Source organism: Amycolatopsis sp. GA6-003, assembly GCF_046267895.1.
Taxonomy (GTDB): Bacteria; Actinomycetota; Actinomycetes; order Mycobacteriales; family Pseudonocardiaceae; genus Amycolatopsis.
In genome coordinates this window covers 8,923,199-8,949,913 of sequence record NZ_CP176499.1, presented here as the reverse complement: position 1 = coordinate 8,949,913, position 26,715 = coordinate 8,923,199, and the positions used below count along the sequence as shown (strand labels likewise).

Sequence of the window (26,715 nt, the reverse complement as noted above, 5' to 3'; positions counted from 1 at the left end):
CTGTCACGGTAATCCGTTCCCCGGGCGCTCGCAGCACATCCGGCGGGTCCCGTCGCCGAGCGGTTCGGTCAGCCCGGCCGCGTCGAGGTGCTCCAGCAGCGGGATCATCACCCGGCGGGTGCTGTCCAGCGCCTGCCGCGCGCGCGACACGGTGAACGGCTCGCCGAGCGCGGCCAGCACTTCCGCCGCGCGCCGCGGCGCGTCCGGGCCCAGCACCACTCCGTCGGCGAGCGCCCGCAGCCGGCCGACGCGGACGGCGGCGGCCAATTCCCGTTTGCCCAGGCCGAGTTTCCGCAACTCGTCGGCTTCCGGCGCGCGGAAGGGGTGCTCGGCGAATCGCTCTTCGAGGAGTTCGACGGCTTTTTCCACTTCGGCGGTCAGGCCCGCGCCGGGCTTGCGGACGAGCCCGTCCTTCAGCACCAGCCCGTCGGCGAGGACGGCCCGGAGGAGTTCCGCGTCCGGCAGGCCGAGCCGGCGCCGGAGCGCCTCGGCCGGGATTCCCGCCGCCAGCGGATGTTCCCGGCTCCAGTCCGCGACCGCCTCGGTGGCCTCCGCGCGCAACCGGACGAGGTGTGCCGGGTCGGCGTGCCAGCCGCCGAGCCGTTCGCCCGCCTCCGGCAGCCCTAACGCGCGGAAGTCCTCGTGGCGCACGAAACCTTCGCGGCGGAGGTAATCCCAGCCGGGTTCCACGGCGGTCAATTCCTCGCCCCGGGCGCGCGCGGCGCCGCGGCGGGCGAGCGACGGCGGCCGGACGTCCAGCACGTCGAACCCGGCCGGGATCCGGTGCTCCCCCGGGTCGCGCAGCAATCCCCGGTCGCCTGCCCGAAGCGGCAGCGGGTTCGCGAGCAGCAGCCTGGCGGTGTCCGGCCCGAGCGGACGGACCCGGGCCGGCACCGCCGCGGAGCCGAGGTGCAGCACGAGATTCCGGTGCAGTTCGCCCGACAGCGCACCGCGCAACCGGACGTCGATTTCGGTCGCCGGACGCCACGCGCCCGGGGTCAGCAGCACGTCGCCCCGCCCGACGGAATCCTTGGGCACGCCGCGCAAATTCACCGCGACCCGAGCTACCGCGGACACGCTTTCGCGCGGTTCGCCGAGCGCCTGCAGGCCGCGGATCTGCACCCGGTTCGCGCCCAGCGTCAGCTCGTCGCCGACCCGCAGGGTGCCGCCGCCGAGCGTTCCGGTCACCACGGTGCCGGCACCCTTGATGGTGAACGCGCGGTCGATCCAGAGCCGGACGTCCGCGGTCGGATCCGGCGGCGGCAACCGGCTGGCCAGCCTGGCGAGCTGCGCGCGCAGTTCTTCGAGCCCCTCGCCGGTCGTGCCGCTGACGCTGACCGCGGGTATCTCGCCGAGCGCCGTCGCCGCGATCTCCTCCAGCGCCGCCGCCGTCGCGCTCGCCGGATCGGCGCGGTCGGATTTGGCGACGGCCAGGAGACCGTGCCGCACACCGAACGCGTCCAGCGCCGCCAGGTGCTCCGCGGACTGCGGCATCCAGCCCTCGTCCGCCGCCACCACGAACAACGCGGCCGGGACGGGACCGACGCCCGCCAACATGTTCGGGACGAACCGCTGGTGCCCCGGAACGTCGACGAAGGCGATCTCCTCGCCGTCCAGCCGGGTCCAGGCGAAGCCGAGGTCGAGGGTCAGGCCGCGGCGGCGCTCCTCGGCCCACCGGTCCGGCTCCATGCCGGTGAGCCGGCGGATCAGCGTGGATTTCCCGTGGTCGACGTGCCCGGCGGTGGCGATCACCCGCATCGGCGGACCGCCTCCCGCACCGCCGCGTCGTCCGCCGGGGCGACCGTCCGGAGGTCGAGCAGGCACCGGTCCCGCACGATCCGGCCGACGACGGCGGGCTCGCCGAGCCGCAGCGCCTCCGCGTACCGGGCAGGCAACGAGACCGCGGCGCTGGGCAGCTCGACGCCCGGCGCACCGCCGCCGCCCACGACCGCGGTCGAATCCACCGCCTCGGCGTCCACGCCCGCCGAACGCAGCGACCGAGCCAGCGCTTCGGCACGCTGGTGCAGACCCCGCGCGGAAAGCGCCGCCCGCACGGGTGGTTCCGGCCCGCGAAGGGTGGCTTCGAGCGCGGCGAGAGTCAGCTTGTCGACTCGCAGCGCACGGGCCGCCGGATGCCGGCGCAACCGCCGCACCAGCCCGGCATCGCCGAAGAGCAAGCCCGCCTGCGGACCGCCGAGGAGCTTGTCGCCGCTCGCGGTGACGACGTTCGCGCCGTCGGCCAGCGCGGTCGTGACGTCCGGTTCGTCCGGCAGCACCGGATCCGGCGCGAGCAGCCCGGACCCCACGTCGGCGACCACCGGGACGCCGAGCCCGGCCAGCTCCGCGACGCTCGCTTCCGAGGTGAACCCGGTGACCTGGTAGTTCGAGGGATGGATTTTGAGCACGAATCCGGTGTCCGGACCGATCGCCGCCGCGTAATCCGCCGCCGAAGTCCGGTTCGTGGCGCCGACTTCGCGCAGCCGGGCTCCGGTCGAGGCGAGCAGGTCCGGAATGCGGAACCCGTCGCCGATCTCGACCAGTTCGCCGCGGCTGACCACGATTTCCTTGCCGGGAGCCAAGGTCAGCGCGCACAGCAGCAACGCCGCCGCGTTGTTGTTGACCACGTGCACCGCCTCCGCGCGCGGCACCGCTTCCGCCAGCGCGGCCAAGGTGCCGCGGCCGCGTTTCGCGCGCTCCCCGGTTTCGAGCGAGAACTCGACGTCGGTGGAACCGCCCGCGGCGACGATCGCGTCCAGCGCGGCGGCGGACAACGGCGCGCGGCCGAGGTTGGTGTGCACGAGGACGCCGGTCGCGTTGAGCACCGGGCGCAGGGACGACACCGTCGCGGGCAGCCGGGCCACCACCTCCGCGACGACCTCGCCGGGCTCGATCCCGCCCGCCCGGGCCCGCTGCTGCGCCGCCGCGACCAGCGATTTCACCAGGTCGCGGCCCAGCGTCTCGGCGGCTTTCGCGATCCTCGGCTCGGCGAGCACGGCGTCGGTGCGCGGGATCGCCCGGCGCGGGTCACCCATGGCGGAGGCGGACGGGAATCGAACCCGCCAGCGGCAGGACCTGCCGCTCAACGGTGTTGAAGACCGCGCCGGTCACCAGGCCGGATACGCCTCCCTGGGGCATTCCGCCATCCTGCCAAGACCGTCGCGCGCCCGCATGATGAAAAGCATGAGGCTGACCCAGTACGCCCACGGCGGCGGCTGCGCGTGCAAGATCCCGCCCGGCGAACTGGAATCGATCGTCCGCGGCCTCTCCGGCGCCGCGCCGCGGAACCCGCCCGGCGAACTCCTGGTCGGCCTCGCCGACGGCGACGACGCGGCGGTCGTCCGGATCGCCGGGAACGTCGCGCTGATCGCGACGACGGACTTTTTCACCCCGGTGGTGGACGACCCGTACGACTGGGGCCGGATCGCCGCCGCGAACGCGCTCTCCGACGTGTACGCGATGGGCGGCGTCCCGGTGGTCGCGGTGAATCTCCTCGGCTGGCCGCGCGAGGTGCTGCCGTTCGAACTGGCCGCGGAGGTGCTGCGCGGCGGCTCGGCCGTCTGCGCGGAAGCCGGCTGCCATCTCTCCGGCGGGCACAGCGTCGACGACCCGGAACCCAAGTACGGCCTCGCGGTCACCGGCACCGCGGACCCGGAACGCTTGCTGCGCAACGATTCGGGCAAGCCGGGCACGCCGCTGACGCTGACCAAGCCGCTGGGGATCGGCGTGCTGAACTCGCGGCACAAGGCCACCGGCGAACGCTCCGAGGAGGCGATCGCCGCGATGACCGCGCTCAACCGCGCCGCGTCGGCCGCCGCGCTGGAGGCGGGCGCGGTCTGCGCGACCGACGTCACCGGCTTCGGGTTGCTCGGCCACCTGCACAAACTGGCCCGGGCGAGCGGCGTCACCGCGCGGCTGGACCCGGCGGCGGTCCCGTATCTCGAGGGCGCCCGGGAGGCGCTGCGCGACGGTTACGTCAGCGGCGGTACTCGCCGGAACCTCGACTGGGTCCGCCCGCACGCCGATCTTTCGCGGATCTCCGAGAACGAGGCCCTGCTGCTGGCGGACGCGCAGACGTCCGGCGGACTGCTGGTGGCGGGCGAGCTTCCCGGCTACCCCGTGATCGGCGAGCTGACCTCGCGCACGGACCACACGATCGTCGTGGGTTGAGGTCCGGGCGGGGAACCTTCACGGACCCAGGGCCCGGAGGGTTCCCCGCACGACGCGCCCAAGTGCGCGCTCCCGCGCGTTGGCGTCGCGTGCCGGACCGGGCCGGCGACGGCGGATTGGCCGGTCTCCGAAGTGGGTAGCCCCTGCCCGAGGTGAGACATGCGCGCTGCGACCGAGATCCTGCTGTGGTGGCTTGCCCTGACCGGGCTGTGGATCCTCACGCTGGCCGCCCCGGCAATCCCGGAACTCCTCGCGGGCGCCGGAGCCGCGGCGGTCTGCGCGGTCGCTGCCCGTTCCGCGCGCCGGGCGATGAACGGTGCGTGGCAGTTCAAAGCCGCCTGGCTGACCTGGTTGGCCCCGCTGCCCAAGGCCGCGCTTAGCGAGTCGATCGCCGCGTTGCGTGCGGTCTTCCCGCGTCCCTCCGCCGGAAACTGCGAAAAAGTCACCGTTCCCGCCGAACCGCGCGCGCAGCACGAAGCGCGGCTTGCCGTCGCGACAGTGGTCGTCGGCTGCACGCCGGGCGCGATGGTTGTCGCGAGCCCGCCAGATAGCACCGACGTCGTCGTCCATCGGCTGCTGCACGACTCCGCGACCCTCGACCGGGTGACGCGATGACGTGGCTGCTCCTCGCCGCGCTGCTTCTGATGGCAGGCGGTCTCGGCAGCGCGTTGTGGCTGGCCGCCCGGGGCAGCGCGATCGAACGCCTCGCCGGGATGCAGTTCGCCGGCACCGTCACCGTCCTGACCCTCCTGCTGCTCGTCCAGGCGTACGGCCCGTCCAGCGCCGTCATCCTCCCGCTGACGCTGACCGTCCTCGCCTTCGCCGGAACGCTCGTCTTCGCGCGCCTCCTGGGGACTCGATGACGCTCGCTGCGCAGATTCTCGTGTTCGCCGGGGTGTTCGTCGTCCTCGCCTCCGCCGTCGGTCTGCTCCGCGCCAAAGACCTGCTCACCCGCCTCCACCTCCTCACCCCGGCGACCACGCTCGGCACGCCGCTCGTCGGCGCCGGGCTCGTCCTGGTCAACGGCGTCCACCTCGGCTCGGGCGCGATCCTCGCGACGGTGGTCCTGCTGGCGGTCACCGGCCCGATCCTGCAATCGGCCACCGCGCGGCTCGAGGCCCGCCACCGCGGCGAGATCGACGAGGACCTCCCGTCGTGACCGCCGCCGTGCTGCTCGTGGCCCTCGCGCTCGTCGCGGTGGCCGGGTACGCCGTGGTCGCAACGCGCGATCCGAAGCGGCAAGCAATCACGCTGACGGTGTTTTCCCTGTGCCTGACGGTGCTTTTCGTGGTTTTCCAAGCCCCGGACGTCGCCTTGTCCGAACTCGCCGTCGGCGCGGCCATCGTCCCGCTGCTCGTCCTGCTGACGCTGCGGAAGACAGGCAAGCGATGAGGACCCGAGACGTCGTCGGAGCCGCGGGGCTGGCCGGGGTGGCCACGCTGTTCCTCGCCGCGTTCACCCGGATGCCCGCGGCCGGGACCGCCAGCCACGTCTACCGGGATCTGGTGCTGCCGCTGGGTTTCCGGGAAGTCACGCCGAACCTGGTGTCCTCGGTGAACTTCGACCTCCGCGCGCTGGACACCCTCGGCGAGGAGACGATCGTCGCCGCCGCGGTGGTCGGCGCGCTCGCCCTGTTGCAGCCGCCCGGAAAGGAGCCGGAAACGGACGGGACCGGCTACGTGCTGCCCGCCGTGAAGCTCGCCGGTTTCCTGCTGCTGCCGGTCTCGGTGCTGCTGGGCATCGACATCGTCGTGCACGGGCATCTGACGCCAGGAGGCGGTTTCCAGGGCGGCGTCGTCCTCGCGACCGGCTGGCACCTGCTCTACCTCTCCGGCAGCTACCGCGCGCTCGCCCGGCTGCGCCCGATCGACTGGTGCGAATACGCCGAAGCGACCGCCACCGGCCTGTACGTCGTGACTGGCCTCATCGGACTGGGGATCGGCGGCTCGTTCCTCGCGAACGTGCTGCCGCTGGGCGAATTCGGCTCGCTGCTTTCCTCCGGGACCGTCCCGGTGCTGAGCGTGCTGATCGGCATCGAGGTCGCGGCCGGGTTCGTCGTCCTGCTGTCGCGGTTCTTCGTGCACGGGCTCAAGGAGGACAAGTGACGGGCGTGGTGTCGGCGGCCTGCTACGGCGTGGCGGCGTGGCTGTTGCTGCTGGGCTGCGCCGGGATCATGCGCAGCCGGCACCTCGTGCACACCGTGGTGTCGCTGTCGGTCGCGCAATCCGGCACGTACGTGCTGCTGCTCGCGATCGGTTACCAGGACCAGGCCACCGCGCCGATCGTGGCGCAGGGACAGACGCAGCCGGTGGTCGATCCGATGGTGCAGGCCATGACGCTGACTGACATCGTCGTCTCGGCGACCATCACCGCGCTCCTGCTCGCTCTGACGCTGCAGATTTCGCGTCGGCACGGCACGGTCGACCCTGACGAACTGCGTGCGCTGCGCGGCTGACCATGACGACCCTGCCCGCACTCGCCATCGCCGTCCCGCTGCTGGCCGCCTGCCTGCTGCTCGGCCTCGGCGGCAAACTCCCCCGCGTCGTGGTCGACGTGACTGCCACGGTGACCGCGGCGGCAGTGTGCGCACTGTGCGTGGTCCTGCTGACCGCCGCGCACCACGAGCGGGTGGTCAGCTGGCTCGGCCGGCAGCGGCCGGAAGGCACCCGGTCGGTCGGCATCGTGCTCGTCGCGGACGGCCTGAACACGACTTTCGCCGCGCTGGCCGCGTTCCTGACCGTCTGCGCGCTGCTCTACAGCTGGCACTACTTCGAAGCCGTCGAAGCCCGCTACCACGCGATGATGCTGCTCTTCCTGACCGGCATGACCGGTTTCCTCTTCACCGGAGACCTGTTCACGCTGTTCGTGTTCTTCGAGCTGATGAGCGGGGTCGCCTACGCGCTGACCGGGTACCGGATCGAAGAGGCGGACTCCGTGCAGGGCGCGCTGAACTTCGGCGTGGTGAACTCCCTCGGCGCGTACTTCACGCTGATGGGCATCGGCCTGCTCTACGCCCGCGGCGGCCAGCTCGGCCTCGCCCAGCTGGGCGTCGCGCTCGACGGGCGTCCGGCGGACGCGCTGGTCATCGCCGCGTTCGTCCTGGTGTGCACCGGACTGCTGGTCAAGGCCGCCACCGTGCCGTTCCATTTCTGGCTCGCCGACGCGCACGCGGTCGCGCCGACGCCGGTGTGCGTGCTGTTCTCCGGGGTCATGGTCGAACTCGGCCTCTACGGCGTGCTCCGGGTCCGCAGCGCCGTGTTCGGCACGGTGCTCGACGACGCCGCGGTCAGCCGGGTCTTCCTCGCCGCCGGGATCGCCAGCGCTGTGCTCGGTGCCGTGCTTTGCTTCACTCAGCGGCATCTCAAACGCTTGCTGGCCTATTCGACCATTGCCCACATTGGACTCTTCCTGTGCGGGCTTGCCGCCACCGGCGGCGAAGCGACGGCCGCGTTCGTGCTCTCGGTGCTCGGGCACGCCGGAGCGAAAGGCGCGCTGTTCCTTTTGACCGGAGTGTTGAAGGACCGCTACGGCAGCGTGGACGAGGACGATCTCTTCGGCCGCGCAACGCATTCCCGGACCGAAGCGGTGCTGTTCCTCGTCGCGGCGGCTGCCCTCGCCGGGCTGCCGCCGTTCGGCCTCGCGCTGGGCAAAGACGCCGCCGAACACGCGGGCCCGGAGTGGCTGATGCTCGTGTTCGCGGTGATTTCCGCACTGACCGCCGCCGCGGTGCTGCGCGCCGGGCTGCGCGTCTACTTCGGACTCGGCAGGCCGCCCGCCGAGGATTCCGCCGAGGATTCCGCCGACACGACGTCCGGGTCCGGCGAAGAACCCGAGACCGGCCGGCCGATCGCGCGCACCCCGATCCCGATGCTCGCCGCGATCGTCGTCCTGCTCGGGTTCGCGCTGGCCGCCGGGCTCGTACCGTGGATCCGCGACGTCGCCGCGGCCGCGGGGGCGCAGGCGGTCGACCGCGCGGGCTACCTGCACGACGTCCTGCCCACGCTGCCGCCTTCTCTTCCTGCCGCAGTGCCCGAACTGTCCTGGACCCCGCCCGGCCTGCTGTCCGCGGCAGTGACCGCGCTGCTCACGCTGGGCGCGGCAGCACTCGCGCTGTGGTCGCGGCGCCGAACCCCGAAACCGCTGCACGAAGCCCTCACGGTCCTGCACCGCGCGCACTCCGGCCAGGTCGGCGACTACGTGGCGTGGCTGCTGGCGGGCGTCGCCGTCCTCGCCGGGCTGGTCTGGCTCTGACCTCGCGTTTACCCGCCGAGCGGCCGGGCTACCCGCAGAGCGGCCCGTGACGCCGACCGGAGGAGCTGCCGTGCCCGCCAAGACCGCCGACGGCCCGAAACTGCTGCCCGAAACCGAAGAGCTGGCCACCGGGAAGAACTTCGCCGCGGTCACCACGGTGCTGCCGAGCGGCCGGCTGCAGACGCAGACGATCTGGGTGCACGTCGAGAACGGCCGGATCGTGCTCAACACCGAGACCCACCGCGCGAAGTACCGCAACGTCGAGCGGGACGACCGGATCACCGTCCTCGTCCGGGACGAGCAGGATCCGTACCGCTACGCGGAAGTCCGCGGCCGCGTGACCGGCGTCGAGACCGGCGAACGGGCCCGCCTGCAGGTCGACGAGCTCGCCCGCAAGTACACCGGCGACAAGTACCCGCCGGACGCGATCAAGTCCGAACGCGTGATCCTGCAGGTGACCCCGGAGCGGCAGACGTACATCGACCAGAAGAAGGGCGTCGCCGACTGATGCGCGACGCGCTCCGCCGCTACCGCCGGGCGTGCGACTACCTGGCCGCGGCGATGATCTACCTCAAGGACAACGTCCTGCTCACCGAGCCGCTGCGGCCCGAGCACCTGAAACCGCGGCCGCTCGGCCACTGGGGCACCTGCCCGGGCCTGACCCTCGTCTACGCCGCACTGAATCGCCTGGTCGCCGAAACGCGGCAACGCACGCTGCTCGTCACCGGACCCGGCCACGGCGCCCCGGCCATCCACGCCAACCTGTGGCTCGAAGGCACCCACGCCGAATACGACCCGCGGTTGTCGCTCGACGGATCGGGCCTCGCCGAACTCGTCCGCCGGTTCTCCTGGCCCGGCGGGTTTCCCAGCCACCTCTCCCCCGAGGTGCCCGGCGTCATCCACGAGGGCGGCGAACTCGGCTACGCCCTCGCCACCGCGTTCGGCGCCGCCTTCGACGATCCGGACCTGCTCGTCGCCTGCGTCATCGGCGACGGAGAAGCCGAAACCGGCCCGACCGCGGCCGCCTGGCACAGCCCGAAGTTCACCACTGCGGGCGACGGCCGCGTGCTGCCGATCCTGCACCTCAACGGGTACAAAATCGCTTCGCCGACGGTCTATGAGGCGATGTCGGACGACGAACTCACCGCTTATTTCACCGGCTGCGGCTGGACCCCGCTGCTCGTCGACGTCCGCGGGACCGACGATCCGGACACCCCGCTCGCCGAGGCCCTCGCCCGGGCGCACCGCCAGGACACCGGCCCGCCGCCGATGCTCGTCCTGCGCAACACCAAGGGCCTCGGCCTGCCCGCGACGTCCCCGGACGGCACCCCGCTGGAAGGCACCTTCCACGCCCACCAGGTCCCGCTCGCCCCGGATCAGCTCGAGCCGCTGGAGCAGTGGCTGCGGTCCTACCGGCCCGAGGAACTCTTCGATGCCGACGGGGTTCCCGCGCCGGATCTGCTCGCCGTGCCCCCGGAACCGGAGCTGCGGCTCGGCCGGGTCCCGCAGGCCAACGGCGGCCGGCTCCGCCGCGACCTGCCGCTGCCGGACGTCGGCAAGTTCGCCGCGACCGGTGCGGAGGAAAGCCCGACGGAGGTCCTCGGCGGCTGGCTCGCGGAACTGGTGCGCCGCGCCCCGGACACCTTCCGCGTCGTCTGCCCGGACGAACTGCAGTCCAACAAACTCGGCGCGCTGCTGGAGGTCACCGACCGGCAGTTCGACCGCGCCGTGCCCGGCCACACCGAACATCTCGGCCGCCGCGGGCGGGTGCTGGAGGTGCTGTCGGAACACCTCTGCCAAGGCTGGCTGCAGGGCTATCTGCTCACCGGACGGCACGGCCTGTTCCCGTGCTACGAGGCCTTCGTGTCCATTGTGGACAGCATGGTGAACCAGTACGCCAAATTCCTCAAGATGTCCGGCGAAGTCCGCTGGCGGGCTCCGGTGGCGAGCCTGAACTACCTGCTCACCAGCGACGGCTGGCGGCAGGAGCACAACGGCTACAGCCACCAGGGCCCGGGCTTCATCAACCAGATGCTCACGAAAAAGGCCCGCACCACGAGGATTTTCTTCCCTCCGGACGCGAATGCGCTGCTGGAGACCATGCACCGCTGCCTGTCCTCGACCCGCTTGATCAACGTCGTGGTCGCCGGAAAGCAAAGCAGCCCGGTGTGGCTGTCCCCCGACGAGGCCCGCGCGCACTGCCGCGCCGGGACCGCCGTCTGGCCCTGGGCGAGCCACGAGGGTCCGCCGGACGTCGTGCTCGCCTGCGCCGGAACCACCCCGACCGGCGAAACCCTTGCCGCGGTGCAGTTGCTGGCCGCGGCGGCGCCGGACCTGCGGGTGCGGGTGGTGAACGTCGTCGACCTGCTCTCGCTGTGCCCGCCGGACCGGCATCCGAACGGCCTGTCCGCCGAGGCGTTCGCCGAGTGCTTCGGCGAGGACGTCCCGGTGGTCTTCGCCTTCCACGGCTACCCGTCCGCCGTGCACGAGGTGCTGCACGGACGCCCGGCCACGCAGCGCTTCCACGTGCACGGCTACCGGGAAGAAGGCACCACGACCACCCCGTTCGACCTGCTGGCCGGCAACCGGATGACCCGCCACGACCTGGCCGCCGACGCCGTCCGCCGGGCCCGCGGCTGGTCTTCTCTCGGCGGCGACCTGGCCCGCGATTTCCAGCGCGAGCGAGACGAACTCCTCGCCGCCGCCTACCGGGACGGCGAGGACCCCGCCGAAATCACCGGCTGGCGGTGGCAGCGATGAACGTCCTGACCGTCAACCCGGGTTCGGGCAGCCTGCGCTTGCACCTCGTGCGCGCCGAAGACGAGGAAGTCCTGGATTCCACCTCGACCGACGACGTCGCGTACTTTGTAGACCGTCAGCCCCCGATCTCCGTGGTAGCGCACCGATTGGTGCACGGCGGCCCGGATCTCGTCCAACCCGCTGAAGCCACCGCCACCGTCCGCGCGCAGATCGCGGCCGCCCGCTCCCTCGCCCCGGAACACGTGCCGAAAACCGAGGCCCTGCTGGACCAGCTGACCGAACTCCTCCCGGACGCGAGGCACGTCGTCTGTCCCGATCCGGCGTTCCACCAGACCCTGCCCGCGGTCGCCCAGACCTACCCGCTGCCCACCCGCTGGCGCACTCGATGGGACCTGCGCCGCTACGGCTTCCACGGCTGGTCCTTCAGCTGGGCGACCCGCCGCGCCGCCGAAGTGCTGAACCGGCCGTCCGGCGAGCTGAACCTGCTCGTCGCACACCTGTCCGGCGGCTGTTCGGTGTGTGCGGTATCTCACGGACGCAGCGTTGATACGTCAATGGGCTTCACGCCGCTGGAGGGCTCGATGATGACCAAACGCTCCGGCTCCGTGGACCCCGGCCTGCTGCTGTGGCTGCTGCGCGAAGGAAAGCTGACGGTCAGCGAACTGGAAGACGGTCTCTACCACCACTCTGGCCTGCTAGGCCTGTCCGATATCTCAGACGACACCCGGGACCTGGTGCACGACGGGTCCGTCGAAGCCCGCTTCGCGCTGGCCGTCTTCGAACACCGCATCCGCCGGGAACTGGCCGCGGCAGCCGCGAGCCTGAACCGAATCGACGCCCTGGTCTTCACCGGCGACATCGGCTGGGACCAGCCCGAAACCGCCGAAGCAGTCGCGAGCGGCCTCGGGGTCCTGGGCATCGCGGGCGGGTTGTCGCGCACGAGAGACCGCGACGCGGTGATCAGCCCGCCCGGGGCGAAGGTGCCGGTGCTGGCCCTGCGCTCCCGGGAAGAACTCGAACTCGCCCGTGCTGCGGCCGAGGCGGTCCGCTGACGTCATGCGTGCGGATCGAGATCCTCACCTGGGCCACGGCCGACGCGAGCCGCCGACCCCGAACTGAGACCCTCCCCGCACCGCAGCCAACGCGGACCGCCGACCTCACGCATCCGAGTCGAAACCCTCCCCGCGCCGCAGCCGAGGCGATCCGCTGACCTCGCACATGCGGGTCGAGGTCCTCGCCCGTGCTGCGGCCAAGGCGGACCCCTGCCCCCCGCACGCGGATCGAGATCCTCGCCAGAGCCCCGGCCGAGGCGGCCCGCCGACCTCAGGAATGCGGGTCGAGGTCCTCGCCGAGCAGCCGGTGCACCGCGTCGGCGTTCTCGTACCGCTGCTCGGGCAGTTTGCCGAGATGGCCGATCACGTCGTCGCCCGCGCCGTTCGCGGCGGCGCGGCGGAGGAGTTCGTCGCGCTCGCACGGGTACTCGACCTCCGTCAGATACTCCCGGACGTCAGACATGGCGCTCCCTTCCTCGGGTCCTCCCTCCGCATACCCGCCCGCTCCCGGGTCGATGCGGGCTACGCTCGACCGGTGAACGACTCCCCGGAACCGGCCAAGATCGGGAACGTGCTGCATCCCGTCGCCGACGTCAGCGCAGCCGTGCGGTTCTACGCCGAGACCTTCGGCCTGCCGGCGAAGTTCGTCGACGGAGACCGTTACGCCGCCCTCGACGCAGGCGGGACGACACTCGCCCTCGCCGGCCCGGAGGAGGACGTCACCGACGGCGTTCCCGCCGCGTCGTTCAAGGTGCCCGACGTCGCCGCCGCGCTGACCGCGCTGGTCGCCGGCGGCGGAACCGTGGTGCGGCAACCGGAACAAGGACCGCACGAGGTCCGAGCGGTGGCGCGCGACCCGTGGGGAAACACGGTCGTGGTTTACGGACCGCGATAAGAGCAGCGGGCGAAATCCTGCAGCTGCTCCGCCCGCGCGAGGTCCGCGTCGACCCGGGATTCCGCCAGTACCCGCGGAACAACATTTCCCGGTCGTCAGCCAGTTTCACCGGAAAACTCCGCGAACCGCCGCTCGGCCCGGTCAGTCGCAAGTGGACGAGCGGGCTCGGCGAATTCGAACTCCGAACCGGGGAACAGCGCACACCGCGCAGGGCCGGAACCCCGCGGAACCCGCGCCGCCTCCGGCGGAAACGCGACCGGACGGGCACCGCACCGGAGCGGGAACTTCCGGATCCGCCCTTCCCACTCCCCGCGCATTGTCTCCGGCGACCAGCCACAGTGGACTCCTGTTATGGTCTGCGGTGACCACGTCCCGTTTCCAGGAGGAGCCGCCGCGATGGCACAGAAAGTCCTCGTCGAGATGATCGACGACCTCGACGGGTCCGAAGCCGGGCAGACCGTCCCCTTCGGACTCGACGGCGTCCAGTACGAAATCGACCTGTCCGACGAAAACGCCGCGTCCCTGCGCGAGGAGCTGGCGACGTTCATCGCCGCCGCCCGCCGCACCGGCGGACGCAAGACCACCGTGCGGGCCACGGCCGCGCCGACCGCCGAGGAACGCGAACGCTCCAAGGCGATCCGCACCTGGGCCCTCGACAACAACTGGGCCATCGCCGAACGCGGCCGCATCCCGCGCGAGGTGATCGCCGCCTACGAGGAAAGCCAGAAGCAGGAGGCCAAGCCCCGCAAGCGCGCCGCGAAAAAGCGCGCCGGGAAATAGGCCCGGATCCCGGAAGATCATTTCCGGAAAACCGGGCACTTCCCCGCCGGGGTTTCGGCGCCGGGAATCCCGGAACAGTTCGCGGCCTCCGTTCGCGAGAAAAGACCGCCCGGCCGCAGGCGAATGCCTCCGGCCGGGCGGTCTTTTTCCACCGGCCAGGAGCGGATGCCGGTGCACACGAGCGCGGGCGGCACGGCGGGCGTGCGCGGCGCGGGCGTGCGCGGGGCCGGGCACGGCACGGACACGGCGCGGACACAGCGCGGCGCGGCACAGGCGAGCGCGGCGCGGCACGGGCGAGCGCGGCGCGGCGCGGCACAGGCGAGCACGGCGCGGCGCGGACGAGCGCGGTACGGCATGGCACGGCGAGCGCGACACCGCGCGGCGCGGGCGCGGACATGGACAGCGCGGCGCAAGCGAGCGCGGCACGGCACGGCACGGGCACCGGGCAGGCACCGCCGGCACGGCACAGGTCAGCCCGGCACGGCACGGGCACCGGGCAGGCACCGCGCCGCCAGGCCAGCCACATCTCCCCACGCGGGCCCCACCGTGCCCCCACCACCGGCCCTCCCACCCACAGCAGCCGCCTCCGGCCCCGCCAGCCGGGCGAACTCGCCTCGGGGCCGGGCCGGGCAGGAGAAACCCGCTACAGTTGCCGGAGGACTTCTCCAGGGGGTAGGGATGGAGTTTCAGGAAGTCGTGCGGCGCAGGCGGATGGTGCGCAAGTTCACCAGCGAGCCCGTCTCCGAGGACAGCGTCCGCCGGATCATGCGCAACGCGGTGCGCGGGCCGTCCGCCGGATTTTCGCAGGGCCAGGCGTTCCTGGTGCTTCAGGGCGACGACGTGCGCCGCTTCGCCGACACCCTCCGATCGTGGACGCTGGACGAAAGCGCCAAGGCCGCGCCGGTGATCGTGATCCCGTTCTCGGTGAAGGACGCGTACCTCGACCGGTACGCCGAGCCGGACAAGGGCTGGACCGACCGCAGCGAGGACCGCTGGCCGGTGCCGTTCTGGTACATCGACACCGGCATGGCCGTCCTGCTGATCCTGCAGACCGCGGTCGACGAGGGGCTCGGCGCGGTGTACTTCGGCATCGGCGCGGAGGATTTCGACAACCTGCGCGCCGAATTCGGCGTGCCCGCCACCCACGAGCCGATCGGCGCGATCGCCATCGGCCACGACGCCGACGCCAAGATCTCCCCGGGAGCCTCCCCGGCCTCTCGCCGGCGGAAGCCGGAGAGCGAAACCGTCCACTTCGGACAGTGGTAAGCCGCCACCCGCCCGAGGCGCCGAGCCAGCCCCGCACGCCGGTCCGGCGGGCCCGCTGGACACAGTGCCGAGAACGCGCGACGGCACGTCCGGCTGGTTGAGATATCAGCGTGCCCGGCCGTCGCCGGTGAACGCGCCCTCCGCCCTCACCGGCCGTCACCGACGAGCACAGCACCCAGGACACCGCCCGCGCAGCCAGCCCACAGAACCCGAACAGCAACAGCAACAACTCCGCAGCGCACCCCGCCGTCGCCAGTGAACACGCCCTCCGCCCTCACCGGCCGTCGCCGACGAGCACAGCATCCAGGACGCCGTCCGCGCGACTAGCCCACAAACCCGAGCAGCAACGCCGACAATTCCGGAGCATGCCCGGCCGTCGCCGGTGAACGCGCCTTCCGCCCTCACCGGCCGTCACCGACGAACACAGCACCCAGGACACCGCCCGCGCAGCCAGCCCGCAGAACCCGAACAGCAACGGCGACAATTCCGGAGCATGCCCGGCCGTCGCCGGTGAACGCGCCTTCCGCCCTCACCGGCCGTCACCGACGAACACAGCACCCAGGACACCGCCCGCGCAGCCAGCCCACAGAACCCGAACACCAACAGCAACAACTCCGCAGCGCGCCCCGCCGTCGCCAGTGAACACGCCCTCCGCCCTCACCGGCCGTCACCGACGAACACAGCACCCAGGACACCGCCCGCGCAGCCAGCCCACAGAACCCGAACACCAACGGCGACAATTCCGGAGCGCGCCCGGCGGTCGCCGCAACGATTCCGCCGGAATCAGAGCCTGGCGCAGCGAGTTCCGCGCGACGAGGCGACGAGGCGACGCCCCCATGACCTCCCGCCCCCATTCCCTCTTCCTGCCCCGGAAAACCGGATAACCCGAAAATATTTCGAAAATCCCGGAACCCGACCCTCCGGCCGCGGAAAAACCCCGCCCGGCGGGCACAAATCCGGCGGAGCAACTTCGCCCCGGCCGAACAGCGCAACGGCACCGGCCGTCCGCCGCACAGATCGTCTCTGCGACACGAATTCGCGGACAAGACAACAATCCTCCGAAAGTGCCCGCACCGCCGGGAAATAGAACTTGCATATTCCATCCGAAGGAACAGGGTCACCGCAATTAAGGACCAACGAACCTTGACGGCCGCGCCGCGCCGCTTCGAGCGAGGCGAAAACCCATCGGAACACCCGCTCCGCACAGCGACTCCGCACCACTCGTCGTCCCACGGATTTCACCCCCGCGGAGCAGTTCGGCGTGCGCCAACCGGGGAATCCTCCCCCGGAAGCGGGGAAATCCTGGTAACATCGCCCGTGCGGACGATCGCTTTGCGGTAAACGCACGACGACGACCGGACTTCGCCGGAGCCCTTCGCGGACCGTCCCGGATCCGTCGAAAGCCGCCACGGATCGTGGAAAAACAAAGGGCATTCACGGCATTGGTCCTCTTTGTCAGATTAATGACCGTTCACGTGGTCTAGACCGCACACTGAACCGGTGCCGGATTTGTCAACCGCGACTCGCATCGAACAGGTCACGAAATTGTCAACACCGACGTCCGTAGGTTACGTCGGCGTTACATCCTCCGATGATAAGGAATATGGATCTCACCGAGTACCCGACCGCCCGCCCCGGTCCGGCACCCGACACCGGAGAAGCGTTCGCCCAGGTGATGGCCGATGTCACCGGGCAGGAAAACGTGTCGGCCGACAGCAACTTCTTCGCCGATCTCGGGGCCAACTCGCTCGTGCTGGCACAATTCTGCGCACGAGTGCGCAAGCGTGCCGATCTTCCCTCCGTCTCCATCAAGGACATTTACCGGAATCCGACCATCGCCAGTCTCGTGTCGGCGTTGGCCGAGACGGAGGAAGCCCCGGCCGAGGAGCCCGCTCCCGAGCCCGCCGAGCCGGCGCAGCGGGCGAGCCGGCTCGAATACCTCGGCTGCGGAATCCTGCAGACGGTGATTTTCCTGCTTTATTCCTATCTCGTCGCCCAGGTGCTCGGCATAGGCGCCGGCTGGATCGTGACCGGAACCGGCCTGCTCGACTACTATCTGCGCGCGGTCGGTTTCGGCGCGCTGGCGCTGGCCGTGCTGTGCACCCTCCCGATCGCGGTCAAATGGCTTCTCGTCGGCCGCTGGAAACCGGCCGAGATCCGCGTGTGGAGCCTCGGCTACGTGCGGTTCTGGGTGGTCCGCACCCTCGTCCAGCGGAACCTGCTGGTCCCGCTTTTCGTCGGGTCCCCGCTCTACTCGTGGTACCTGCGCGCGCTCGGCGCGAAGATCGGCAAGGGCGTCACGATCTTCTCGCGCCACGTCCCGGTGTGCACCGACCTGCTCACCGTCGGGGAAGGCGCGGTGGTCTGCAAGGACACCTACTTCGCCACCTACCGCGCGCAGGACGGGACGATCCGGACCGGGCCGGTCGCGATCGGCGCGCACGCCTACGTGGGCGAGATGGCCGTGCTCGACATCGAGACCCGGATCGGCGACCACGCCCAGCTCGGGCACGCCTCGTCGCTGCACGCCGGGCAGACCGTCCCGGCGGGGCAGAGCTGGCACGGCGTGCCCGCCGTCCCCGCCGACGTGCGGTACCGCCGGGTCGAACCGCGGGCCTGCGGCAGTTTCCGGCGGGCGTTCTTCGCCGTGCGCCAGGTGCTGACCCTGCTCTTCCTGGCCGCCCCGCTGGTGCTCGGCCTGCTCAGCTTCGTGCTGCTCACGCTGCCGAACCTCAGCCCGGCGCTCGGGCTCGGCTCGGCCGTCATCGACTTCGCCAGCCCGAAGTTCTACGGGAAGGCACTGGTCCTCTCCTTCATCCTGTACTTCGGCCTGCGGCTGACCGGGCTCCTGATCGTCACCCTGCTCCCCCGGCTGCTGAACGTCGCGCTCAAACCGGGCGAGGTCTACCGGCTCTACACCCTCCGCTACACCGCGCACCGCGCGATCCGCGCGCTCACCAACCTGAGGTTCTTCAAAACCCTCCTCGGCGACAGCTCGGCCATCGTGCACTACCTGCGCGTGCTGGGCTGCAAGGTCTCCAAGGAGGAACAGACCGGGTCCAATTTCGGGCTCGAGGAGAAATACGAGAACCCGTACCTGTTCGAGGCCGGGGCGGGCACGATGGTCGCCGACGGCCTCTCGGTGGTCAACGCCGAGTACACCAGCACCTCCTTCCGGCTTTCCCGGGTGCGCGTCGGGGCGCACAACTTCCTCGGCAACCACGTCGTCTACCCGGCCGGGGCCCGGACCGGGGACAACTGCCTGCTCGCCACCAAAGTCCTGGTGCCGCTCGACGGCCCGGTGCGCGAGAACGTCGGGCTGCTCGGCTCCCCCAGCTTCGAAATCCCGCGTTCGGTGGAGCGCGACAGCCAGTTCGACCACCCGAAAACGCCGGAGGAATTCCGGCGCAGGCTGGCCGCCAAGACCTGGCACAACGCCGGGGGCATGCTGCTGTACACCCTGTCGCACTGGCTGTTCTTCTACGGCCTGCTGCTGCTCACCTGGGCCTCGGACGTCTGCTACGACGCCATCGGGGCCCCGCTGTTCGCGCTCGACACGCTCGTCTTCCTCTTGTACGGCATCGGGTATTTCGCCGCCCTCGAACGGATCACGGTGGCGATCCGCCCGCTGCGCCCGCTGTCGTGCTCGATCTACGACCGGCGGTTCTGGCGGCAGGAACGGTTCTGGAAAGCGGCCGCGACGAACGCCCACCTGCAAGCGCTCAACGGCACCCCGATGAAGAGCCTGCTGTGGCGGCTGCTGGGCGTCAAGGTCGGCAAGCGCCTCTTCGACGACGGCGCGGGCATCATCGAGAAAACGCTGGTGCGCATAGGAGACGACGTCACGCTCAACGCCGGGTCCGTCATCCAGTGCCATTCGCAGGAGGACGGCGGTTTCAAGATGGACCGCATCTCCATCGGCAGCGGGTGCACGGTCGGCGTCGGAGCGCTGGTGCATTACGGCGTGACGATGGGCGACGGCTCGACGCTCGCCCCCGACTCCTTCCTCATGAAGGGCACCGAAGTCCCGGAAGGCGCGCACTGGGGCGGAAACCCCGCGCACGAGATCCGGGCGGGCCGCCGCCGGCCGGCGGGGAAATCGTGACGGACCACCGACAACCACGGGAAGGAAAGCCCATGAGAACCGGACTGGGAGCGGTTCGCGAGCATTGGCGAGAGGTACTCACCGCCGGCGGCCGGACCAGCGTCCCGCGCTGGACGCTGGAAGCCGGCCCCGGGATCGGCGACCACGAAACACCGGTCCCCCGGGGGACCGCGGCCGCCCTGCGGCTGCTGGCAGGCCAGCTGCGCGTGCCGCTGAGCGCGGTGCTGCTCGCCGCGCACGCCAAGGTGCTCGCCGCGGTGTCGGGCGAGGCGCAGGTGTGCACCGGCTACGTCGCCGAGCCGGGCGGGGCGCCGCTGCCCTGCCGGCTCAGCACCGAATCCGGCACCTGGCGCGAACTGATCGACCACGCCGCGGAGATCGGCGCCACGACCGCCGCCTTCCGGGACTTCCCGGTCGACGACCTGCGCGCCGAGCTCGGCATCATGACCCCGCCGTTCGAGACGGTGCTCGACCCGACCGGAGCCGCCGGGGACCTGGCCGCGGACACGGTGCTGCGGCTGGACGTCTCGCCGGATCTGGAGACGCTCCGGCTGCGCTTCCGCACCGAGGTGCTGGATTCCGAGGCCGCCGAACGCATTCTCGGCTACCACCTGAGCGCGCTCGCGCTGATCCGCGCCGACGTCTCCGCGCCGCACCGCGAGACGACGCTGCTGTCGGCCGCGGAACTCAAACTGCAGTTGGAAGGGCTCGCCGGACCGCACGTCGAGGTGCCGGACCTGCGCTGCCACGAGCTGTTCGAGCGCAGCGTCGCCCGGAATCCGGACGCGATCGCCGCGGTGCACGGCGACCGGCGGTGGACGTACCGGGAGCTCAACGGGCGCGCCAACCGGCTGGCGCGGGCGCTGGTGGCGCGCGGGCTGCGCCGCGAGGGCGTCGTCGCGGTGGTGACCGAGCGCAATCTGGACTGGATGGCCGCCGTGCTCGCCGTGTTCAAGGCGGGCGGCGTCTACCTGCCGATCGAGCCGCATTTCCCGACCGACCGCATCGCGACCACGCTGCGCCGCGCCGGCTGCGAACTCGTGCTGACCGAACCGGGCAGCACGACGACGCTGCGCAAGGCCGTCGAATCGCTGCCCGGCGTGCGCACGCTGTTCGTGGACGCCGCGTACGAGGAGGACCACTCCGAAGACGACCTCGGCGTCGCCGTCGATTCCGGCCAGCTCGCCTACATCTACTTCACGTCGGGCTCCACCGGCGAGCCGAAGGGCGCGATGTGCGAGCACGCCGGGATGGTCAACCACCTCTGCGCCAAGATCAACGACCTCGGCATCACCGAGGATTCGGTGGTGGCTCAGGTCGCGCCGCAGTGCTTCGACATTTCGTTGTGGCAGCTGGTTTCCGCGCTCGTGGTCGGCGGGACCACGCTCCTGATCGACCAGGACGTGATCCTGGACGCGGACCGGTTCGCCGCCCGGCTCGGCAGCGGCGGGGTCACCGTGCTGCAGGTCGTGCCCTCCTACCTGGAGGTCCTGCTCTCCGCGGTCGGCAAGAACCCGGTCGCGCTGCCGGACCTGCGCTGCGTTTCGGTGACCGGCGAGGCGCTCAAGACCGAGCTGGCGCAGCGCTGGTTCGCCGCGATGCCGGACGTCAAGCTGGTCAACGCCTACGGCCTCACCGAAACCTCGGACGACACCAACCACGAGGTGATGGACCGCGCGCCGACGCGGGAACGGGTGCCGCTCGGGCCGCCGGTGCAGAACGTGCGGGTGTACGTGGTCGACGAGCAGCTCCAGCCGGTCCCGCTGGGCGCGCCCGGCGAGATCGTGTTCTCCGGGGTGTGCGTCGGCCGCGGCTACGTCAACGACCCGGAGCGCACCGCGCGCGCCTTCACCACGGACCCGCACCGACCGGATTCGCGGCTCTACCGCAGCGGCGACCACGGCCGCTGGCTGCCCGAGGGCAAGCTGGAATTCCTCGGCAGACGCGATTCGCAGGTCAAGATCCGCGGTTTCCGGATCGAAATCGGCGAAATCGAGAACACGCTGCTGCGGGTGCCCGGCGTGCGCGACGGCGCGGTGGTCGTGGCCGACCGCGGCGGGCAGAGCAAGCGGCTGGTCGCGTTCTACTCGAGCCGCGAACAGCTCGACCACGAGCTGATGCGGGAGCACCTCGCCGCCGCGCTGCCGGAGTACCTGCTCCCGTCCGCGTTCCACTGGCGGCAGCGATTGCCGTTGACCGCCAACGGAAAGATCGACAAGAAGAACCTCGCCGCGCTGGCCGTCGAACTCGACTCGGCGGAAGAGCAGTACGACGCGCCGGCCACCGGCACCGAGGAGCGGCTCGCCGGGGCCTGGGCGCAGGTGCTCGGCCTGCAGGCGGACCGGGTCGGCCGCCGCGACCATTTCTTCGACCGGGGCGGCACGTCGCTGTCCGCGGTGAAACTGGCGATCGCGCTCGACCGCGCGGTCTCGATCAAGGACGTCGCCAAGCACCCGGTGCTCGCCGACCTGGCCGCGCTGATCGACAGCCGGTCCGGCTCCTCGTCCCCGACCTGACCCCCGAACCGCGGAAATCGAAAGGATTCCCCGATGTCGTTGTCCAAATTCCTGCCCAAGACGTCCCCGCCCGAGCCGGAGGTCCGCCCCGGGCTGCCCGCCGTGCTGCGAGCCGAGGCGGGCGGCGACCCGGCCGGCTGGGCGAGCAAGCACCGGGAGACGGTGCGAAGACTCGTCGCCGAACACGGCGCGGTGCTCGTCCGAGGTCTCGGGCTCTCCGACCGGACCGCCGTCGCGGCCGTGTTCGGGAGGCTGACCGACCTGCTGACGACCGAGCGGGAGGCGTTCGCGCCGCGCACCGCCTATCCCGGCGGGGTGCACTCCTCGACGGAATGGCCGCCGAACCAGCCGATGTGCATGCACCACGAACTCAGCTACACCCTCGAATTCCCCGGCCTGCTGCTCTTCGCCTGCGTGACCCCGCCGACCTCCGGCGGGGCCACCGGGGTCAGCGATGCGACCGCCGTGCTGGCTTCGCTGCCCGCCGACTTGCGCGCGCGGTTCGAACGCGACGGCTGGCTGCTCACCCGCAGCTTCAACGACGAGATCGGGGCCTCGGTCGCCGAAGCGTTCGGCACCGAGGACCGCTCCGCGATCGAGGACTACTGCCGCGCCAACCGGATCGAGTTCGAGTGGCAGCCCGACGGCGGCCTGCGCACCCGGCAGCGCCGCCAGGCGATCGTCGGGCATCCGGTCACCGGGCGGCCCTGCTGGTTCAACCAGATCGCCTTCCTCAACGAATGGACGATGGCCCCCGAGGTGCACGAGTACCTGGTCGACATCTACGGGGCCGAGGGGCTTCCGTTCAACACGCGCTTCGGCAACGGCGACCCGATCGGCGAGGACGTCGTGCAGTTGCTGAACGAGGTGTACGAGGACCACACCGTCCGCGAACCGTGGCAGGCGGGAGACCTGCTGCTGGTCGACAACGTCCGCACCGCGCACAGCCGGGACGCCTACGAGGGCCCGCGCGAGGTGCTCGTCGGGCTGGCCGACCCGGTGCGGCTTTCCGACTGCTCGCTCGCTTCCGAGGGGGAAAACCTGTGACCACGCAAGCAACCGCTGCCGAATCCGCGTCCGCGGGGCCGGCGGCCGTCCCGCCGTTCGCGGTGATCTCCGGCGCCCAGGTGCAGCGGGCGCTGTCCGGGCGCGAACGCGAGATCGTCGACCTCGTCGAAACCGCCTACCGGGTGCACGGCTCCGGCGATTCGGTCAACCCGCCGTCCTATTTCCTGCGCTTCCCCGACCGCCCGGCCGACCGGATCATCGCCCTGCCCGCCTCGCTCGGCGGGAAGACGAACGTCGCGGGCCTGAAGTGGATCTCCAGCTTCCCGGGCAACGTGGCCGCCGGGATCCCGAGGGCCTCGGCGGTGCTGATCCTGAACGACCTCGCGACCGGATACCCGTTCGCCTGCCTGGAAAGCTCCATCATCAGCGCGACCCGCACGGCCGCGTCCGCCGCGCTCGCCGCGGACTGGCTCAGCCGGACCCGCGAGCGGCCGCGGCGCGCCGGGTTCTTCGGCGCCGGCCTGATCGCCCGCTACCTCCACACCTTCCTCGCCGGGACCGGCTGGGAGTTCGACGAGATCAACGTGCACGACCTGCACCCGGACAGCGCCGCCGGGTTCCGCGGCTACCTGGAGCAGTCCGGGTTCGCCGGCGAGATCAGCGTGCACGAGACCGCCGAGGGCCTGATCCGCGACAGCGATCTGGTGGTCTTCGCGACCATCGCCGGCGAACCGCACGTGCACGATCCCTCGTGGTTCTCGCACCATCCGCTGGTATTGCACGTTTCCTTGCGCGACCTGGCCCCGGAAGTCCTGCTGGCGTCGGCGAATTTCGTCGACGACGTCGACCACTGCCTCAAGGCCAACACCTCGCCGCATCTGGTCGAACAGCGCACCGGCAGCCGCGATTTCCTGGACGGCACCCTGGACGACGTGCTGACCGGCCGGGTGAGCCCGCCCGCCGACCGGACGGTGGTCTTCTCCCCGTTCGGGCTCGGCGTCCTCGACCTCGCGGTCGGGGCCTTCGTCCACGAGAGAGTGTCCGGCTCCGGCGGACTGCACGTCATCGAGGACTTCTTCCACGAACTGCGCCGGTATGGCTGAGCGCCGTCCGCCACTGAGCTTTGCCTGAAGGGGAGAAAACTGTGCGAGTCATCACCGTTCCCGAAGCTTTCAACGAGGAGGCGCTCTACGTCGACCTCCGCTGGAGCTTCGGTTATTCGCTCTACCTCAAATGCGAGGGGTTCAATTTCGCGGGCTCCATCAAGCTGAAGGCCGCGACCGAAATGGTCGACGCGGCCGAACGCGACGGCCTGCTGCGGCCGGGCTCGATCATCGTCGAATCGTCGTCGGGCAACCTCGGCGTCGCGCTCAGCATGATCGCCGCCAGCCGGGGGTACAAGTTCCTGTGCGTCACCGATTCCCGCTGCAACCTGGCGACGCGCCGGGCCATCGAGGCGCTCGGCAACGAGGTGCACATCATCACCGAACCCGATCCGGAAAGCGGGTTCCTCGGGGCGCGCATCGGCCACGTGCGCATGCTGTGCGCCTCCGACGAGCGCTACGTATGGCTCAACCAGTACACCAACCCGGACAACTGGGGAGCGCATTTCCACCGCACCGGGCCGGAAATCGCCGCCGCGTTCCCGAATCTCGACGTGCTGTTCGTCGGCGCGGGCACCACCGGCACGCTGATGGGCTGCGCGCGGTTCTTCCGGCAGTGGCACCGGCCGGTGCGGATCGTCGCGATCGACAGCGTCGGCTCGGTGACCTTCGGCGGACCGGCGGGCAGGCGGATGCTGCCCGGACTGGGCACCAGCGTGCGCCCGGCGATCCTCGACGAGTCCTATGTGGACGACGTGGTCCTGGTCGAGGAGCCGGATTCGGTCCGGGCGTGCCACCGGCTGGCGCGCAACGGGTTCCTGTTCGGCGGTTCGACCGGGACGGTGGTCAGCGGCGCCACGAGCTGGCTGTCCGAACACGACGCGCACCACCTGACCGCGGTGGCCGTCGCCCCGGACCTCGGCGAGCGCTATCTCGACACGATCTACCAGACCAACTGGCTGCAGGGCATCTACGGCGAGGACGTGCTTTCGCCGCGGACCCGGCAGTCCGTCTGATCCGCCCGTTGCGGGCCCCGCCGCTCCTGCTGGGCTCGGCGACGGGACGAACGTGAGGGGAGCCCGGAGAGGGTGGGGTGGAACCTGGTGGCCGGTTCGGTGTGTCGGCTGTGGTAGCCGGTCTGGCGGGGTGATCATCGGGCCGGGTGCACAAACCGGCCTGTGACTCGTCGTTGACGGATGCGCGGTGGGCGGTGGTGGAGCCGCTGCTGCCCACAACGCATCCGAGCCTGGGCGGGCGGCCGCGGGTGCGTTCGCGGCGGTGCCGCGCAACGCCGAGGTGGACTAACCACCCAGGTTCCACCACACCCCCTGAGGGAATCCGGTTCTCTCAGGGCTCCCCTCGCGGACGCCGGTCGGGCCGAAGCTCCCGGCGGGATCAGACCTTCTTCTGCCATTCCTCCCAGCTGAAGCGCCAGTCGGTCCAGCCGTCGCCGGGTTTGAGGTCCACGCCGGTGTCGGTCACGACCACGACGTCCCCGCGATGGGAGTTCTCGTAGAACCATTTCGCGTTCTCGACGCTCACGTTGAGGCAGCCGTGCGAGGTGTTGGTGCGGCCCTGCTGCCGGACCGACCACGGCGCGGAGTGCAGGAACTGGCCCGAGTTGGTGAGCCGCAGCGCGTACTTGACCGTGGTGCGGTAGCCGCCCGGCGAGTCGGTCGGCACGCCGTACGTGCTGGAGTCCATGGTGTAGGGCGACTGCACGGTCATGATCAGCATCGTGCCGGAGACGCTGCGCGCCGACGGCTTGCCGAGGCTGACCGGGGACGTCAGGACCAGCTGGCCGTCCTTGTAGGTCCGCATCTGCTTTTCGTGGTCGGACACCTTCGAGATGATCGACGGGCCGGTCTTGAAGGTAATCTTGCGGTCGGCCTTGCCGAACACCCCGTTGCCGAGCGCGCGGCCGGCGATCTTGATGTCGAGGGTGATCGTGGAGTACGCGGGCCAGTATTCCTTGGTGCGGTAGTGCACCTCGTCGTCGCCGAACCAGCGCCACGCCCCGGTGGCGGGCTTGTCGGAGGTGACGGTGAGCATCTTCTCGGCGGCGGCCTTGTCCGCGACCGGCGCGGAGAACTTGACCGTGATCGGCATGCCGACGCCGGTGGTCTCGCCGTCGAGCGGGATCACCGACGGGTACGCCTGCGCCCGGGCGGTCGCGGTGGTGAAGGTGCTCGTGCGGGTCACCGGGGCGCCGTCCGCGCCGACCGAGCGCGCGGTCAGCGTGTACTTCGTGCGGTATTCCAGGGGCTTGCTGCTGGTCCAGCGCTGCTTCGCGGCATCCATCCCGCCGGGAACCGCGGTGCCGTCCGCGGCCGCGAGGGTGACCTCGCTGAGCGTGGACCCGCCGGCGGTCGCGGTGACCGGTTCGCCGGGCGCGACGTCGTTCGAGCCGTCCTTCGGCCCGAGGTCGAGGGTCGCGGGCGCCGGAGCGGCGGCGGTCTTCTGCCCGCCGCCGGTCGCCGGCCCGGGCTCCGGTGCGGCCGTGCAGCCCGCCGCCAGCGCCAGCCCGGCGAGGATCCCCGCGACGATCTGCGTTCTTCTCCCCAGCACCTGCATCTGCCCCCGTTCGCGATTACTACCGGACATAGTAGTCATACCGGTCAGGCGTGAAGCAGAGCGGGAGCCGCCGTCCAGGCCCCGGCGACGATCAGGGCCGCGGCCGTGCTCACCGGGAGCAACGCCGCCGCGTGCGCGAACTCGACCAGCCGGTGGCGCCGTCCGCGCAGTTGGGGCCGTTCGTGGTCGACGACCGCGGCGAGTTCGCGCTGCGAAGGTCCTTCGCGAGCCCCTCGGA

The 26,715-nt window shown here is 71.0% G+C and carries 23 protein-coding genes and 1 tRNA gene; 19 read left to right on the top strand and 5 right to left on the bottom strand.

The window, feature by feature from the left end; translation table 11 throughout:
- Positions 1-3: 3 nt before the first annotated feature.
- The 3 genes from selB to F9C12_RS40480 all read right to left on the bottom strand — a co-directional run bounded on the left by selB (position 4) and on the right by F9C12_RS40480 (position 3,126).
- Entirely contained in the window at positions 4-1,758 is a 1,755-nt protein-coding gene (gene selB / locus F9C12_RS40490; RefSeq protein WP_409463978.1) for a selenocysteine-specific translation elongation factor, read from the bottom strand.
- Positions 1,749-3,032 carry an L-seryl-tRNA(Sec) selenium transferase gene (selA, locus tag F9C12_RS40485; protein WP_409463977.1) on the bottom strand — a complete coding sequence of 428 codons (1,284 nt, stop codon included), beginning with the start codon at positions 3,030-3,032 and terminating at the stop codon, positions 1,749-1,751. Before selA ends, selB begins: the two co-directional genes overlap by 10 nt.
- Positions 3,032-3,126 (bottom strand) — tRNA-Sec (locus F9C12_RS40480). The genes selA and F9C12_RS40480 overlap by 1 nt, the downstream gene beginning before the upstream one ends.
- A gap of 45 nt (positions 3,127-3,171) precedes the next feature.
- Between F9C12_RS40480 and selD the strand changes: the two genes are divergently transcribed.
- The 11 genes from selD to F9C12_RS40425 all read left to right on the top strand — a co-directional run bounded on the left by selD (position 3,172) and on the right by F9C12_RS40425 (position 12,230).
- On the top strand, positions 3,172-4,167 hold the full coding sequence (gene selD / locus F9C12_RS40475) for a selenide, water dikinase SelD (protein WP_409463976.1): 996 nt from the start codon (positions 3,172-3,174) through the stop codon (positions 4,165-4,167).
- Between the two features lie 159 nt (positions 4,168-4,326).
- Positions 4,327-4,782, top strand: coding sequence for a Na+/H+ antiporter subunit E (locus F9C12_RS40470; RefSeq protein WP_409463975.1), 456 nt, complete (start codon positions 4,327-4,329; stop codon positions 4,780-4,782).
- Entirely contained in the window at positions 4,779-5,030 is a 252-nt protein-coding gene (locus tag F9C12_RS40465; RefSeq protein WP_409463974.1) for a monovalent cation/H+ antiporter complex subunit F, read from the top strand. The genes F9C12_RS40470 and F9C12_RS40465 overlap by 4 nt, the downstream gene beginning before the upstream one ends.
- A complete protein-coding gene (locus F9C12_RS40460) occupies positions 5,027-5,326 on the top strand; it encodes a cation:proton antiporter (RefSeq protein ID WP_409463973.1) in 300 nt (99 codons plus the stop codon). The genes F9C12_RS40465 and F9C12_RS40460 overlap by 4 nt, the downstream gene beginning before the upstream one ends.
- Positions 5,323-5,559 (top strand): Na(+)/H(+) antiporter subunit B, encoded by a 237-nt coding sequence (locus tag F9C12_RS40455; RefSeq protein ID WP_409463972.1) that lies wholly within the window; start codon positions 5,323-5,325, stop codon positions 5,557-5,559. Before F9C12_RS40460 ends, F9C12_RS40455 begins: the two co-directional genes overlap by 4 nt.
- On the top strand, positions 5,556-6,272 hold the full coding sequence (locus F9C12_RS40450; protein ID WP_409463971.1) for an MnhB domain-containing protein: 717 nt from the start codon (positions 5,556-5,558) through the stop codon (positions 6,270-6,272). The genes F9C12_RS40455 and F9C12_RS40450 overlap by 4 nt, the downstream gene beginning before the upstream one ends.
- Positions 6,269-6,622, top strand: a complete 354-nt coding sequence (locus F9C12_RS40445; RefSeq protein ID WP_409179584.1) for an NADH-quinone oxidoreductase subunit K — start codon at positions 6,269-6,271, stop codon at positions 6,620-6,622. The genes F9C12_RS40450 and F9C12_RS40445 overlap by 4 nt, the downstream gene beginning before the upstream one ends.
- A 2-nt stretch (positions 6,623-6,624) precedes the next feature.
- Positions 6,625-8,418 carry a complex I subunit 5 family protein gene (locus F9C12_RS40440; protein ID WP_409463970.1) on the top strand — a complete coding sequence of 598 codons (1,794 nt, stop codon included), beginning with the start codon at positions 6,625-6,627 and terminating at the stop codon, positions 8,416-8,418.
- A 70-nt stretch (positions 8,419-8,488) separates the two neighbouring features.
- Entirely contained in the window at positions 8,489-8,926 is a 438-nt protein-coding gene (locus F9C12_RS40435; RefSeq protein ID WP_409179582.1) for a PPOX class F420-dependent oxidoreductase, read from the top strand.
- The gene (locus F9C12_RS40430) at positions 8,926-11,178 is read left to right on the top strand and encodes a phosphoketolase family protein (protein WP_409463969.1); all 2,253 of its coding nucleotides are present in this window, start codon (positions 8,926-8,928) and stop codon (positions 11,176-11,178) included. The genes F9C12_RS40435 and F9C12_RS40430 overlap by 1 nt, the downstream gene beginning before the upstream one ends.
- Positions 11,175-12,230, top strand: coding sequence for an acetate/propionate family kinase (locus F9C12_RS40425; RefSeq protein ID WP_409463968.1), 1,056 nt, complete (start codon positions 11,175-11,177; stop codon positions 12,228-12,230). The genes F9C12_RS40430 and F9C12_RS40425 overlap by 4 nt, the downstream gene beginning before the upstream one ends.
- Positions 12,231-12,501: 271 nt before the next feature.
- Here the strand turns inward: F9C12_RS40425 and F9C12_RS40420 are convergent, their stop codons facing one another.
- The gene (locus tag F9C12_RS40420; protein WP_409179579.1) at positions 12,502-12,693 is read right to left on the bottom strand and encodes a DUF2795 domain-containing protein; all 192 of its coding nucleotides are present in this window, start codon (positions 12,691-12,693) and stop codon (positions 12,502-12,504) included.
- A 72-nt stretch (positions 12,694-12,765) separates the two neighbouring features.
- Here F9C12_RS40420 and F9C12_RS40415 point away from each other — a divergent pair, with 72 nt between their 5' ends.
- The 8 genes from F9C12_RS40415 to sbnA all read left to right on the top strand — a co-directional run bounded on the left by F9C12_RS40415 (position 12,766) and on the right by sbnA (position 24,919).
- On the top strand, positions 12,766-13,125 hold the full coding sequence (locus F9C12_RS40415) for a VOC family protein (RefSeq protein WP_409463967.1): 360 nt from the start codon (positions 12,766-12,768) through the stop codon (positions 13,123-13,125).
- A 396-nt stretch (positions 13,126-13,521) separates the two neighbouring features.
- Positions 13,522-13,905, top strand: a complete 384-nt coding sequence (locus F9C12_RS40410) for a histone-like nucleoid-structuring protein Lsr2 (RefSeq protein WP_409463966.1) — start codon at positions 13,522-13,524, stop codon at positions 13,903-13,905.
- Between the two features lie 678 nt (positions 13,906-14,583).
- Positions 14,584-15,171: a nitroreductase family protein gene (locus tag F9C12_RS40405; protein WP_409463965.1), complete on the top strand. Its 588-nt coding sequence runs from the start codon at positions 14,584-14,586 to the stop codon at positions 15,169-15,171.
- A 1,603-nt stretch (positions 15,172-16,774) separates the two neighbouring features.
- Entirely contained in the window at positions 16,775-19,276 is a 2,502-nt protein-coding gene (locus tag F9C12_RS40400) for a Pls/PosA family non-ribosomal peptide synthetase (protein ID WP_409463964.1), read from the top strand.
- 32 nt (positions 19,277-19,308) lie between these two features.
- Positions 19,309-21,792: a non-ribosomal peptide synthetase gene (locus F9C12_RS40395; protein ID WP_409463963.1), complete on the top strand. Its 2,484-nt coding sequence runs from the start codon at positions 19,309-19,311 to the stop codon at positions 21,790-21,792.
- 33 nt (positions 21,793-21,825) lie between these two features.
- Positions 21,826-22,839 carry a TauD/TfdA family dioxygenase gene (locus tag F9C12_RS40390; protein WP_409463962.1) on the top strand — a complete coding sequence of 338 codons (1,014 nt, stop codon included), beginning with the start codon at positions 21,826-21,828 and terminating at the stop codon, positions 22,837-22,839.
- Positions 22,836-23,903 carry a 2,3-diaminopropionate biosynthesis protein SbnB gene (gene sbnB / locus F9C12_RS40385; RefSeq protein WP_409179572.1) on the top strand — a complete coding sequence of 356 codons (1,068 nt, stop codon included), beginning with the start codon at positions 22,836-22,838 and terminating at the stop codon, positions 23,901-23,903. Before F9C12_RS40390 ends, sbnB begins: the two co-directional genes overlap by 4 nt.
- A 41-nt stretch (positions 23,904-23,944) precedes the next feature.
- Positions 23,945-24,919 carry a 2,3-diaminopropionate biosynthesis protein SbnA gene (gene sbnA, locus F9C12_RS40380; protein WP_409463961.1) on the top strand — a complete coding sequence of 325 codons (975 nt, stop codon included), beginning with the start codon at positions 23,945-23,947 and terminating at the stop codon, positions 24,917-24,919.
- A gap of 379 nt (positions 24,920-25,298) precedes the next feature.
- On the opposite strand, the gene F9C12_RS40375 is transcribed toward sbnA, so the two are convergent.
- A complete protein-coding gene (locus F9C12_RS40375; protein ID WP_409463960.1) occupies positions 25,299-26,507 on the bottom strand; it encodes an Ig-like domain-containing protein in 1,209 nt (402 codons plus the stop codon).
- Positions 26,508-26,715: the final 208 nt, after the last annotated feature.

Coding starts and splice junctions, on each gene's coding strand:
- selB (WP_409463978.1), bottom strand. CDS start 1,758: ATGCGGGTGATCGCCACCGCCGGGCACGTCGACCACGGGAAATCCACG.
- selA (WP_409463977.1), bottom strand. CDS start 3,032: ATGGGTGACCCGCGCCGGGCGATCCCGCGCACCGACGCCGTGCTCGCC.
- selD (WP_409463976.1), top strand. CDS start 3,172: ATGAAAAGCATGAGGCTGACCCAGTACGCCCACGGCGGCGGCTGCGCG.
- F9C12_RS40470 (WP_409463975.1), top strand. CDS start 4,327: ATGCGCGCTGCGACCGAGATCCTGCTGTGGTGGCTTGCCCTGACCGGG.
- F9C12_RS40465 (WP_409463974.1), top strand. CDS start 4,779: ATGACGTGGCTGCTCCTCGCCGCGCTGCTTCTGATGGCAGGCGGTCTC.
- F9C12_RS40460 (WP_409463973.1), top strand. CDS start 5,027: ATGACGCTCGCTGCGCAGATTCTCGTGTTCGCCGGGGTGTTCGTCGTC.
- F9C12_RS40450 (WP_409463971.1), top strand. CDS start 5,556: ATGAGGACCCGAGACGTCGTCGGAGCCGCGGGGCTGGCCGGGGTGGCC.
- F9C12_RS40440 (WP_409463970.1), top strand. CDS start 6,625: ATGACGACCCTGCCCGCACTCGCCATCGCCGTCCCGCTGCTGGCCGCC.
- F9C12_RS40430 (WP_409463969.1), top strand. CDS start 8,926: ATGCGCGACGCGCTCCGCCGCTACCGCCGGGCGTGCGACTACCTGGCC.
- F9C12_RS40425 (WP_409463968.1), top strand. CDS start 11,175: ATGAACGTCCTGACCGTCAACCCGGGTTCGGGCAGCCTGCGCTTGCAC.
- F9C12_RS40420 (WP_409179579.1), bottom strand. CDS start 12,693: ATGTCTGACGTCCGGGAGTATCTGACGGAGGTCGAGTACCCGTGCGAG.
- F9C12_RS40410 (WP_409463966.1), top strand. CDS start 13,522: ATGGCACAGAAAGTCCTCGTCGAGATGATCGACGACCTCGACGGGTCC.
- F9C12_RS40405 (WP_409463965.1), top strand. CDS start 14,584: ATGGAGTTTCAGGAAGTCGTGCGGCGCAGGCGGATGGTGCGCAAGTTC.
- F9C12_RS40400 (WP_409463964.1), top strand. CDS start 16,775: ATGGATCTCACCGAGTACCCGACCGCCCGCCCCGGTCCGGCACCCGAC.
- F9C12_RS40395 (WP_409463963.1), top strand. CDS start 19,309: ATGAGAACCGGACTGGGAGCGGTTCGCGAGCATTGGCGAGAGGTACTC.
- F9C12_RS40390 (WP_409463962.1), top strand. CDS start 21,826: ATGTCGTTGTCCAAATTCCTGCCCAAGACGTCCCCGCCCGAGCCGGAG.
- F9C12_RS40375 (WP_409463960.1), bottom strand. CDS start 26,507: ATGTCCGGTAGTAATCGCGAACGGGGGCAGATGCAGGTGCTGGGGAGA.